This window comes from Microcoleus sp. BR0-C5 (assembly GCF_036705045.1).
In the GTDB taxonomy this organism is placed as follows: domain Bacteria; phylum Cyanobacteriota; class Cyanobacteriia; order Cyanobacteriales; family Microcoleaceae; genus Microcoleus.
This window is the reverse complement of sequence record NZ_JAUBTR010000012.1, coordinates 19,230-30,609: the sequence shown is the minus strand read 5'-3', so window position 1 is coordinate 30,609 and position 11,380 is coordinate 19,230. Positions and strand designations below refer to the sequence as shown.

Genomic DNA, 11,380 nt, shown 5'->3' with positions numbered 1-11,380 from the left:
TTGGATTTCTGCTTGGGGTAATTTCCGGTTCAATTTTTGGAGTGTTAACGTAGCCTATTTTTGCACTCTGATGAATGAAACATCGAACGATAGCGCGGGTTTAGTCAATCACGAAGGAAATTCACTAAATACCTTTGTTCAAAAGCCGCTCTTACTCCCATAATCTTGTGTATTTTTTAGGAGGTTTTCCAATGCTCGGCAAAACAACAATTATCGGTACTATTGCTAGTCTCGTGGTTGTACTAGGAATGTTATCTGGTGAAGGAATAGCGCAAAATACCCATGAAACACACCCAACTCAAACACAGCAAAAAAGTCAGTTTCATCGCATTGAACAACCCTTAAGTAACAAGATTTTAGTTACTTTGGCTGGAATCGGATTAATTAGTTTAGAACTTTGGTGGTTTCTCCTTAGCAAACCCAAATCTCAGAAAGCAGTTACAGCCAGTGGAGGAATTCAAGAAGTAACCGTCACCGTTGATGGTGGCTATGAACCCAGCCGCATTGTTGTGCAAGCTGGACAACCCGTGCGTCTTAACTTTCACCGCCAAGATCCTAGCAGTTGTTTGGAACAAGTCTTAATTCCAGATTTTCATATTGCAGCAGATTTGCATCTGAATCAAGTAACCTCTGTTGAATTCACACCAAAAAAAGCTGGCAGTTATGTCTTTAGCTGTGGCATGAATATGTTTCGAGGCGAAATTATCGCCGCCGAAAACCAAAAACTTGAATCAACGGGGTTCGAGGATCCTCAAACACTAACAGAATCCCCGTTCAATTCATCCATGTCAACACATCAGCCTAAAACAATAATTGACGCTGAAGCTATGGAAATCAATCCAACTGTTGACCAGGGCATCCAGAAAGTGACTATCATTGTTAACAAAGGCTACACGCCCAATCATCTGGTAGTTAAAGCAGGTAAACCCGTTCAACTCCACTTTTTACGTGAAACTTCTAGTGGTTGTTTAGCGAAAGTGCTGATTCCCGATTTTGGCATTGCTACCGATTTGTCTTTGAATCAAGTAACAACCATTGAATTCACTCCCGAAGATGTAGGAAACCACACTTTTAGTTGTGGCATGAATATGTTTCGCGGTACCATAGAAGTGCAAGCCGCTAACGTCTCTGACCCGGATGAAATGGCTGCTCAAGCCTTAAATAACTGACCATCAACCAAGTGCGATCGCTCGAATGGTTTGTCCAAACGCCTACTGCTACCCAAAGTTGGGACATTCAGGCGATCGCCACTCAGTCATTCAAAAAAATGTCTAGCCCCTCTTGACTCTCCATCCCACTGGATAGTTTATCATAAGCTTAGAGTTGGATTCAGTAGAGGAAATGAGTATGTTAGTTCAAGAAAAGCAAAAACTCATTGGTTTAGTTGCGAAGGAAAGTGGCGTACCGATCAAAACCATTCGCTACTATGAAGAACTCGGTTTAATCAAGGCATCAGGCAGAACCGAGGGGAAATATAGATTATTTAATTCTGATATTTTGACTCGGCTAAGCTTTATTAAACGCGCCCAAACTTTGGGATTAACTTTAGCCGAGATTCAAGAATTATTGACGGTTCACGATGGGGGAGAGTTGCCTTGTGAACACATCAAAGTCCAGTTGCAAGATAAACTGCTCGCTATCGATCTACAAATTCAGCAACTATTTATCCTCAAACTAGAGTTGGAAGGATTACTTTCAGGTTCGCCCACCTTACTAGAAAAAGTTGATTCCATCATTTGTCCTCTGATTCAAAAAAAGTAAATTCTTCTATAACTTAATTGTTTCGATCGGTGTGTCAACGGAGGTTATAGAAGTTGACACACTGGTTTTTTATCAAAAAATAATATCCCTCAAGACAACGGCCCCATACACTGATTAAGGCAAGTCCAACAGTTATGGTCAAGAAAAAATCAGGGTTTATATATTTTCTGCCTGCCTAAATATTAGAGTTGCAACACATTAAAAAAGATGAATTAGCAGGGCAAATATTTGACAATGAGCTAGAGCTTGCCTACGCCGTAATTCAGGGAGTAGAAGTTAGATAGAGGAGAAAGAAAAAACTACCGTACCCAACGTGTTAAATTTAAATCCAATCACCACACTAAGCTTTTCGTTACATAAAGATAATTTTTCCCGCCTACCTACTTATATGTCGATTTATTCTGGAAAAATTTGTCAATATTTTTTCGCTACCCCCTTGACTCTCCAGTCGAATAGAGAATTTAAGCTGTTATTAGGTTGAGTAAGTTCACGATTGATTTACTCAACAAAGTTCACCCATCAATCACCATCGATTAGAAATTCAAGGCTATGGTACTGCAACTAACTGTTCCTAAACTGGCTTGTTCTGCTTGCGTGAATGCTATCACCAAAGTTATTCAAACACTTGATTCTACTGCCTCGGTTCAAGCCAATCCAAAAACCAAACTTGTCAGCATAGAAACTCAAGCCTCCGAAACAGCAATCAAAGAAGCAATAGCTGCGGCTGGCTATCCATCCGTGTAAACCTTTTAGTTTTTTTCCTGCCAGCGGTTAGCTTTTGGCTAGCCGCCAATCCTAAATATTCATCTTAACGGTGGAGTTTGTCAGTAGTTTAGAGGATTCATTTACAAGAATGCCCTTAACTAAAAACTCCAAACGAGAACAGCAAAGTCTGAACCCCTGATAAATCGACAACCTCAAGTTTACTAACTGGAGAAAACAATGAAGCCATTTTTAACTGCAATTGCTATCACTTCAACTCTCATCCTAGCTCAAGGTTGCTTCTCACCCTCAAGCACGAAATCTGGCGAAACATCAACTTCTTCTGCCTCACAAGTGGCAAATACAAGTTCTCACGAGGGTCATGTAATGGATAATGTCCAGACATCAGGAGCTAATAAAAATCCTCATGAGGGTCATAATATGGAAGATTCCAAAACCCATGACGCGGGAGAACAACATCATGATGGTGGTCATTCGGGATATTCAGATGCCGAACCTGCGAATGCTATCGCTAAGCTGACAGTTCCCTCCAATATCGCGCCCAAAACTCCCGTACCTTTGGTAATTGAAGTCCAAAACAAAGAGGGAAAGTCTATTGCTGATTTTGATAAATTCCAAGAACAATTAATGCACCTGATTGTCGTTAGCGATAATCTCCAATATTTCAATCATATTCACCCCACCTATAAAGGAAATGGACGCTTTGAAGTTCAAACTGATTTTCCCGGCTCAGGTAGTTACACGCTGTTCAGTGATTACAAACCAGCAAAAAATGCAGAACAAGTTTCTGTCTTAAAAATGCAAGTTCCTGGTCAAGCTTTAGCTCGATCGAAAGTTGACATGGCTACCACCAAAACTTTGGGAAATACTAAGGCTAACCTCACGTTTTCTCAACGTCAAATAAAAGCAGGACAAGGAGTTAACTTAATTTTCAATTTGCAAGATGCTAGTAGCAACCAACCGCTGAAGGATTTACAGCCCTATTTAGGGGAAAGAGGACACTTAGTTATCCTCAAGCAGTCATCACCGTTGACAAAAGCCGACTATATTCATGCTCATGCCTTGAAAGATACTCCAGCAGGAGAGGTTCACTTTATGACCAGTTTCCCCCACCCAGGAAAATATAAGCTTTGGGGGCAGTTCAATCGTAATGGTCAAATTGTCACGGCTGATTTTTGGGTAAACGTGGAATAGTTATACTCGCATTTTTTGTTTCTGAAGCAGAGAAACAGATTTTTGTTTCAAATGCTTGATTTCTCAACATTTTGCTATCAGCTAACTACTGGTGGCTGATAGCAAAACTCCTTGCCAATAAATCATGAGTAAACTATGGGGTAGTCATGCAGAGTAATGATATCGTTTTCTTAGGCAAAAATTATAGTGATGTACAAAGTTAAAAATTGCTCCAATATGGTTTTGCAGTTTTTTTGAGAAAGACAAGGTTTTACGAACTAAACGAGAAATTCGCTGCCGGAAAGTATTATTAAGTCTTTCAATATGACTGGTTTTTCCCGATTCTTTACCTACAGGTCGATGTCTTTTAAAAGGTAGCACTTCTGAATAAGATTCCCAAAAATCAGTATAACAAACAGCACATTGTCTATAGACAGGAGGTAAAGATTGCCAGAGCTCTTCCGCAGATTTTTTTGAGCGGTCTCCAATATAAAGTCCAACAATTTCACGGGTCTTTTGATCTAAAGCTATCCAGAGCCATTGCTTTTTTCGCTTGTTTTTGACAAATGACCGCATTTCATCTAGCTGTAAAGTCAACTGACATGAAGGTTTTTTCATCACCAAATTTTCTTGGGAAATTTCGGCATACTTTTTATTTACATAATTCTGAAGCCATCGAATCGATACCCCCGTAGCTCTAGCAATTCCGGCTCAAGAAATTTTTTCTAAAATCAGCCGCTCAATTAAGGCTTTAGTATAGGAGTGAAATCTGCTTATATTGAGAATTTTCAATAAACTGACGACTACAATTTTTACATTTAAATCGCTGTTTCCCGTAATAAGTCTTTCCATTTTTAATAAAAAAATCGCTTTGACAATTAGGACATTCCATACTTTTACCTCGGAAATTTATGTTGATTTAATATTAAACCATTACTGTGCATTACTACCCGGATATTTTCAAACGTTCTTTTTCACGAGCTTTAAAACTTGAAGCATACCAAACTAGCAGTAAAATGGTAATTACAGGAAGAAATACTATACACGTCAGCAGCAAGATGAACGAAATAATCATCATTAGAACTTGGAAAAGTTAGCTAACTTCTGGGTAAAGTCACACCAGTGTTCAATCCTTAAATTTACGATACTCTGGCGATTCTACCCAAATTGTACAGAATCCCGAAATAGCTGGCCTTCCCGCCACTTCCAAAGTCACCCCCAGACGCTTGACATCCTTTTTACATTCCAGATCAGTAAGACTATCCGAATTCCACCTCATCAAATTCCGAGCAAACTTCCCCTCAGCACTCGTTGCCCACCGCAAAGTCTCCGCCTGCTCCTGAGTTAAAGAAACTGCTTCCCCCGGTGCAAACCCTCCTTGCGACCAAAGTAAACCCATCCACCCCATCACAGCACCGGCACCTAACGCCACCAACAGGATACCCGCAGCCGGTATCAAAGCAAGAGCCGATGTCCTCCACCGAGTCAACTCCGTCTGACGCACCAGAGAATTGACTGCTTCAGCAATTTTCCCCTCTTGCTTCTCAACCGCCACCCGTTCGTAACTCGCCAAAGTTTTATTAATCCGCGCCACCCACCGATCGAACGCTAACTCAAAATCCTCTGGTTTTGGACTCTCTTGAATCAGCACTTCCAATCGGCCAGCAGCCAACAAAATCAGAAAAATCGGGTCAGTTGGCTCAATTTTCCCCTTAAAAGCCAACTCCAAAACTTTGCGCCTGTACTCCTCAGATTGCCCCTCTAAAGCAATATCAAGCAAAGATTTAGTATCAACAGCACCATAACTCACGGCAACATCCCCGTAGTTTCAAACGCCTCATAAGCTGACAACATAAACGACTTAATCCGCTGTCGGCCCAGTACCCCGAGTTCCTGGCTATTCCTTGCCAAATCAAAAGTTATCCCCCGAGCATCTATCGCATTCCTTTCCCGCGAATAAAACTTAGGAAAATCAATCACCTTGACCTCATATTTTTTAATCGCATTCTGCACCTCCTCCATCTCTTCCACAGAACTCCAATCATCCTCCAATCCAAAATTGCGGACGAGAACGTGAGCAATCTTATTGTCAAAATGCTTAACTGACTTCAAAAATAGTTGCACGCTATCGTAGCCCCCCGTGCAAATAAACCACTTGCAAAAACTAATGCGAGACTGCTTCCCCAACTCAATTAAATTGTTTCTTCCCATCCACTTAGTTACCAAAGGATAAACCTGAGCCGGTAAATTGACAATTACGCTCTTCTCAAACGCCAATTCAAAAATTCGATCCGCTTCGTAAAACTTCTTCTCGTCCTCGCTAAACAGAGCTTCACGGCATACGCTCTCATAGATTCGAGATACATCAGGATTAGAGCGATCGGTATCTACGGCAAAAAATGGGAAATTCTTGTCTAAGAAATACTGAATTAAAACCCTAGCAAATAAGCTTTTGCCAACCCCGCCTTTCTCTCCATCAATCAGATGAATTTTAGTAGCCGGTTTTTCAACCTTCTCTAACCCGCACTCTTTGAAACCATTCGAGTTTTCTATCGCTGTCTCCATACCTGAATCTCCTCCTTCATCTACCTGTTTAACCACAGAATCTGTTAGTTGCACTTGATATTTCGAGTTTCTACTTCTACTTGCCATGTCGAACTGTCCTATTTCCGGTTGATTTCCTAACATAAATACAGTTATTTCTGCTGTGGATGGATAGCTAATAACTGCCCAACCAGCAAGAAAATGTGCCTAATATCTAACTAAATTCGCAAATACAATACAATGACTAGCATCCCTGTATTTGCAGAGGTAATTAGAGAAAATTTTCGCTCAATAATTGAAGCTCATTCATGCGAATCCTGAATCATCGAAATCCTCGCCACCCTCTAATTCAAATAAGTCATCCGCAGTCAATCCGCTACGAGTGGAATGGTTAAGAGGCGTCAAGCTTTCCACACCGTAAAGCAGAGAACGGTCTGCCTCCTCAATACCAGCAGGTACTTCTCGCGAAGATGGTATTTGGGAAATAGGCATTCCCCCTATATTAGTAGGAGGATATTCAATCCCGCCTCGATCGCGCAAATAGAGAGCGTGCTTTTCCAGAGCATAGACGGCATTTCTAAATAACCGCCCTAAAATAACTGGATCGATATTCCCTTTTTCCAGATATGCTAGCGGCAGCCAGTAAGGTCGCAGAGATTGGAGAATCATTTCTCTCGAAGGCAGCAATAAATTGCCTTTAATATAGGACATCAAAACTCCATCATCAGTAGATTTTAAAGGCTGATAGCGCCACAAAAAATCAACCCTTTCTTTTTCCTTAGCCACGACCAACTATCTCCTGTAAAACGGAACCTTTTGACCCACAAACAGCGGATTCTGTGACCTGAGAATTGAACTGCTTTTTCAAATTTGCCTTGAAATACGAAAACATCCCATAGACATCATTGAGCCGATTTTCAAACCCTTTCTTTTCCAAAATAGGTGGCATAGCAATTTCGGCATTCCAAATAATCGGAAAGCGATCGTAATGTTCGTTTAACTCCTTGCGGAAATAATCAGCCGTCCCACCGCAGAACACCAACTCATCGCAATCCGGTGGCAAATTCTCATCCAACCAACTGGTGAGACTCCGCGCATATTCAGGTCGTGCCTCTTTGATTGCTGCTATCATCTGCTGCACTTCTTGGGCCCGCCCTTGCTTAGTCGTGCTGCGAGCCAACCGCATTAAAGGAGCTGCCTTGAGCTCAGATCCCGCTGCTGCGATCGCCGGAGTCAATCGCTCCGCAGTCTGCCCTGAAGTCCTAGCTACCACCCTCTCCACCATGCGGATGAAGCCCAAATCGCTTGTTTTTCCCGGCCTAACATCTCCCCGCTGAGCCACCAGCAGGCTAGCATTGCGGTAGCCAATCATGGCGATCGCGCACACCCGCTCTTTCAAAACAGAACCAACTTTCTTGTTGTGCATCAGGTAAATACCACCGCCCTCTGGCTTGCAGTTAAACGCCAACAATTCCACGCTCATTGAGCCTGTAGGAGTTTGGTAATCTGCTAAAGCTTCCCGCAGCACCCGCTCGAACCTCCCTCGGTCTTCATATTCCCCCGGTGGCAACAACACGGCGATCGCCGCCGTAAATTTCTCCGGCAAATTCAGCTTTTCCTTAATCGCCCACATCCCAGCCAGAGTTTTGTGCAGCGCCCTCTCGTACTTAAGCTCCGAAAGGCCAGCATTGGCGTGAAACCTCTCTTTCGCCAAATACCCTACTGCCCTGTAATCGTTCCTAAAGGCAACCCAAGCCGTATTCTCAGGTTCGGCTGACCCCAATTGGTCTGTGCCATAAGCCAAAATTGATTCGTGCGGTACAGATACGACCTCCGGTTCCATGCACAGCAGTCGAATTTGATTCTTTGGCCCTGCGTAAAGAATTTTGGTAGCTGACCCCCCGTAATCGCAGGCCGCGATCGCTTGAGGCCAGATGGTGTCGATAGTAGTTTCGCTCATATCGCAGGTCTTCCTAATTGAAGTTTCAAGAGTGATAAACAAACAGCCCTGTACGGAAAGGACGTGCAGAAATAACCCTTACGCTAAGCCAAGCGTGCCACCTCAAAAGAAGGCTGTAAAATAACAGCTATTCAAGGATTAAAACGCACTTACTACTTATTAACCCCTCCTAAAACCTCCCCTCCCTCAGCCAGTTGTCTGAATCCCAGCATCTACAAAAATCGGACTCACGGCTTAGGCTGGGACAGAGCTTTTGGTAGCAAGCTGTGTCAGAGGTGCGTGCAAACTGCTTTCTCTAACGGGATAGCACCCCTATGAGGAGAGCGCTGCTGCCAGCCTGTCGCTGTTCAATGGAAAATTTTCCATTAGCTATTAGACGGGAAGCCCCGCGCTGTATTGCTTGCAATCAGCATCGGGTACTTCACACAGACATCTCGAAAAAAGATGTAGAGACAAGGGCGATCGCGTATGCAAGCAAAAGTGGAAGAGCACGCATCATTGATTTTCCCAGATGTCTATTGGAAATTCCCACGCCTGTTAAGTTCAGCCAAATCTGGCTCTGGGCCACAGTGACAATGGAAAATTTTCCATTGGAAATTCCCACGCCTGTTGAATTCAGCCAAACCTGAGTCTAAGCCCTAGTGGCAAGGGAAAATTTTCCATTGGAAAGACTGACATCGAGTTGCCATGCCTTAAAGCCCCTCCAGGCAACAAGCGAGTGGCAAGTGGCTGAGGCGCGATTGCCCTCCGCGCACGCTACCCGATCGCAGCCGAAGGATAAAGTTTGTTACCCAACACCAAATAGCGAGCAAACTAGCCATGTCGAGATCCAAACGAATCAAAAGAATAACCGTATACCTAACGCCAGAAGAACTTCAACTTGCTGAGACAATGGCTAAAAATCTCCAGGTGAGCATCAGCAATCTGTTCCGATACCACACTTTTAAACAACAACATCAACCAGCTTTGTGCCAAAAATTAGCCGAACTTAACCTCCGCCTCAAACCGATTGCCCTTGCTACAGAACAAGCATTATGGATGGGGGAAAAAATTACACAGCCAGCCAACTTTGAGGATCTGATTGAGCAAACTTTGGCACTGCTCAAGCAAGTACAGCAACAGCAAATGAACGTACCACTTCTAATGAATTTAAGCGATATTGAGGAAAATTTAGAAGCTCCTAGCGAAAACTTTTAATAAAAACATCCACAAATCATCACTTTTTTACTACACAAGTTTTAAGTTTAGTAAATAATGATTGGCAAGCAGAAAATCGGTAAAACTTTTACCCCATTGCTCAATTACCTCTTCTCCAAAGAAGGAGCTTCACTGATTGGAGGAAATATGGTAGGAGAAAATGTCCAGGAATTAGCTGCTGAGTTTCTGTTCTCCAAACAACTCAACCCTAGAGTTGAAAAACCAGTTTACCATGCGACCTTAAGCGTGCCGGATGGCGAGTATATCCCTGATGCCAAATGGCGGGCGATCGCTCTAGATTACCTAGAAGGAATGGGACTGGATAAAAATCTGTTTGCTATCATCCGCCATACCGACCGCGACCACGACCACATTCACATTGCAGCCAGCCGTATCAAATTGGATGAGCAAGGAACTTGCGTATCAGATAGCTGGAACTATCTACGCAGCGAAAAATTGATTCAAGAATTGGAAGAAAAGTATGACTTGACACCAGCTTCCCGCAGTTTTGATAAAGAACGCCGTTCTCCCACGACTGGCGAACACCGACGGTTAGCAAGAACGGGGGAAATCAGCACGCGGGAACAACTGCAAACAGCACTAGATAGAGCAACCACTGACAGTCCCGCGCTCGCTCTTTTGATTGACCGACTCGTTGAACAAGGCATTAGTGTAAAAATAGAACCTACCCCCGCAGGCGAATTAGGGATTAGCTACAAATTAGGCAATATTGCTTTTAGCGGCACTCATTTAGGCAAAGCTTACACCTTCAAGGGGCTGCAAAAATACAGAGGAGTCACTTACTCTGCTAATACTGACATAAATGTGGAAGCCATTCCCCCATTGCAAGAGCGAGAATTGAACGAAATTTTGGAAACAGAAAACTCTAAACCAAATAGCGACGCGAACACTGATAGTGATGCTGATGACTGCGGCGAAATGAGGAACAGCAGCATCGAGAGCAATTCTTCACCAATATACTGGCAGACCTACTCTAATATTGACAGGCCAGATCGAGAAGGAAGCAGCACAGGGACTTCCTCAGAAACCGACAAAGATTCTCTAATCGCTGAGTCAGAAGATGTAGGCAAACCCGACTCGCCCAACGATCGCGAAACATCGGGGTTCGACTCACTTAACTGGGAGTCTGTACGAAGCAATTTAATAGAAAATGCTTGTCTGCCAGTCGAATTAATCGACCTGCTACACGACAGGGGATGGATAGACGCAGACAGCCTGAACCGCCCTGTATTCCAACTCCGCACTCTTGCAGGAGAGTACAGAGGAACCTGCACCTTAGACGCCAATGGAAAATTTTCCATTGACAGTCATGGGGAAGGCTCATATCAAGGAGGCGACAACAGTGAAAAGGGAGTTTTCTGGATAGCGGTTCAAAACAATATTGAAAGAGCCATTATTGCCAGCAACCCGGTAGAACTCCTGTCTGTAATTGCCTTAGATCCAGATTTCAATAAGAGGCCGACTTTATACTTAAGCATTGATGCGGTTTCTTCGCTGCCAACCGACTTTCTTAAGGAAGTAGAAACTATAGTAGCCGGCTTCAAAGGAGATCGAGATGGCGATCGACTGTCAAAAGAAATTATTGAAACATTCCCTCAATCAAAGCGAATCAATCCAGGCTTTGCCGGCTGGAACGCAATCTTAGCATCTCAAGAGCAAGAAACAGAAAATGGTTTTAACGATCGTGATGAAGCAATCGATCGCAATTTTGGCGTAATTTTGGATTAATCAAAGCTCACTATTAGTATTTTACGCAGCTTTCATGGGGCCAGGAAACGATGACTAAAGTGGGGCGATAAACAAATTGCTTATTTTTACGACGCCCTTTTCGACTTGTTTAAGCAGTAAAACCGTCGCTGCAACCCACCTCAAAACCAAACAATATGCTATTTGGAAAAGAGCTTTTTCCAAACCGGCTTGTCCAAGCCGTGACTCAGACTCTATTATCAGTATTGTGAAAGAGTGGAAGCGCCACCTTAAAATTATGAATCTACGTCACTT

The 11,380-nt window shown here is 43.2% G+C and carries 11 protein-coding genes and 1 pseudogene; 7 read left to right on the top strand and 5 right to left on the bottom strand.

Going from position 1 to position 11,380, the window contains the following annotated elements; translation table 11 throughout:
- Positions 1-191: 191 nt before the first annotated feature.
- The 4 genes from QUB08_RS08175 to QUB08_RS08160 all read left to right on the top strand — a co-directional run bounded on the left by QUB08_RS08175 (position 192) and on the right by QUB08_RS08160 (position 3,678).
- Complete coding sequence (locus QUB08_RS08175) at positions 192-1,169, top strand: cupredoxin domain-containing protein (RefSeq protein ID WP_333224262.1); 978 nt, start codon at positions 192-194, stop codon at positions 1,167-1,169.
- 178 nt (positions 1,170-1,347) lie between these two features.
- Entirely contained in the window at positions 1,348-1,761 is a 414-nt protein-coding gene (locus tag QUB08_RS08170; RefSeq protein ID WP_333176524.1) for a heavy metal-responsive transcriptional regulator, read from the top strand.
- Positions 1,762-2,310: 549 nt separating this feature from the next.
- Entirely contained in the window at positions 2,311-2,505 is a 195-nt protein-coding gene (locus QUB08_RS08165; RefSeq protein WP_015211780.1) for a heavy-metal-associated domain-containing protein, read from the top strand.
- A gap of 198 nt (positions 2,506-2,703) precedes the next feature.
- Positions 2,704-3,678, top strand: coding sequence for a hypothetical protein (locus QUB08_RS08160; protein ID WP_333224261.1), 975 nt, complete (start codon positions 2,704-2,706; stop codon positions 3,676-3,678).
- 144 nt (positions 3,679-3,822) lie between these two features.
- Here the strand turns inward: QUB08_RS08160 and QUB08_RS08155 are convergent.
- From QUB08_RS08155 to QUB08_RS08135, 5 genes and pseudogenes are all read right to left on the bottom strand, one after another.
- Positions 3,823-4,549: pseudogene (locus tag QUB08_RS08155) on the bottom strand (IS1 family transposase).
- Positions 4,550-4,783: 234 nt separating this feature from the next.
- The gene (locus QUB08_RS08150) at positions 4,784-5,467 is read right to left on the bottom strand and encodes a DUF6753 family protein (protein WP_333224260.1); all 684 of its coding nucleotides are present in this window, start codon (positions 5,465-5,467) and stop codon (positions 4,784-4,786) included.
- Positions 5,464-6,345 carry a mobilization protein gene (locus QUB08_RS08145; RefSeq protein WP_333224259.1) on the bottom strand — a complete coding sequence of 294 codons (882 nt, stop codon included), beginning with the start codon at positions 6,343-6,345 and terminating at the stop codon, positions 5,464-5,466. Before QUB08_RS08145 ends, QUB08_RS08150 begins: the two co-directional genes overlap by 4 nt.
- Positions 6,346-6,507: 162 nt before the next feature.
- Positions 6,508-6,987, bottom strand: a complete 480-nt coding sequence (locus tag QUB08_RS08140) for a hypothetical protein (RefSeq protein WP_333224258.1) — start codon at positions 6,985-6,987, stop codon at positions 6,508-6,510.
- Positions 6,980-8,161, bottom strand: coding sequence for a ParM/StbA family protein (locus QUB08_RS08135; RefSeq protein ID WP_333224257.1), 1,182 nt, complete (start codon positions 8,159-8,161; stop codon positions 6,980-6,982). The genes QUB08_RS08140 and QUB08_RS08135 overlap by 8 nt, the downstream gene beginning before the upstream one ends.
- Positions 8,162-8,511: 350 nt before the next feature.
- On the opposite strand from QUB08_RS08135, the gene QUB08_RS08130 reads away from it, so the two are divergent.
- From QUB08_RS08130 to QUB08_RS08120, 3 genes are all read left to right on the top strand, one after another.
- Positions 8,512-8,790, top strand: coding sequence for a hypothetical protein (locus QUB08_RS08130; RefSeq protein ID WP_150111731.1), 279 nt, complete (start codon positions 8,512-8,514; stop codon positions 8,788-8,790).
- A 190-nt stretch (positions 8,791-8,980) separates the two neighbouring features.
- The gene (locus tag QUB08_RS08125) at positions 8,981-9,358 is read left to right on the top strand and encodes a hypothetical protein (RefSeq protein WP_333224256.1); all 378 of its coding nucleotides are present in this window, start codon (positions 8,981-8,983) and stop codon (positions 9,356-9,358) included.
- A gap of 147 nt (positions 9,359-9,505) precedes the next feature.
- Entirely contained in the window at positions 9,506-11,107 is a 1,602-nt protein-coding gene (locus tag QUB08_RS08120; protein ID WP_445300902.1) for a relaxase/mobilization nuclease domain-containing protein, read from the top strand.
- The last annotated feature ends 273 nt before the right edge of the window (positions 11,108-11,380 follow it).

What these genes read in the sequence shown, in the direction of transcription:
- QUB08_RS08160 (WP_333224261.1), top strand. Translation starts at nt 2,704, where the DNA reads ATGAAGCCATTTTTAACTGCAATTGCTATCACTTCAACTCTCATCCTA.
- QUB08_RS08120 (WP_445300902.1), top strand. Translation starts at nt 9,506, where the DNA reads ATGGTAGGAGAAAATGTCCAGGAATTAGCTGCTGAGTTTCTGTTCTCC.
- QUB08_RS08145 (WP_333224259.1), bottom strand. Translation starts at nt 6,345, where the DNA reads ATGTTAGGAAATCAACCGGAAATAGGACAGTTCGACATGGCAAGTAGA.
- QUB08_RS08165 (WP_015211780.1), top strand. Translation starts at nt 2,311, where the DNA reads ATGGTACTGCAACTAACTGTTCCTAAACTGGCTTGTTCTGCTTGCGTG.
- QUB08_RS08130 (WP_150111731.1), top strand. Translation starts at nt 8,512, where the DNA reads ATGGAAAATTTTCCATTAGCTATTAGACGGGAAGCCCCGCGCTGTATT.
- QUB08_RS08175 (WP_333224262.1), top strand. Translation starts at nt 192, where the DNA reads ATGCTCGGCAAAACAACAATTATCGGTACTATTGCTAGTCTCGTGGTT.
- QUB08_RS08125 (WP_333224256.1), top strand. Translation starts at nt 8,981, where the DNA reads ATGTCGAGATCCAAACGAATCAAAAGAATAACCGTATACCTAACGCCA.
- QUB08_RS08135 (WP_333224257.1), bottom strand. Translation starts at nt 8,161, where the DNA reads ATGAGCGAAACTACTATCGACACCATCTGGCCTCAAGCGATCGCGGCC.
- QUB08_RS08170 (WP_333176524.1), top strand. Translation starts at nt 1,348, where the DNA reads ATGTTAGTTCAAGAAAAGCAAAAACTCATTGGTTTAGTTGCGAAGGAA.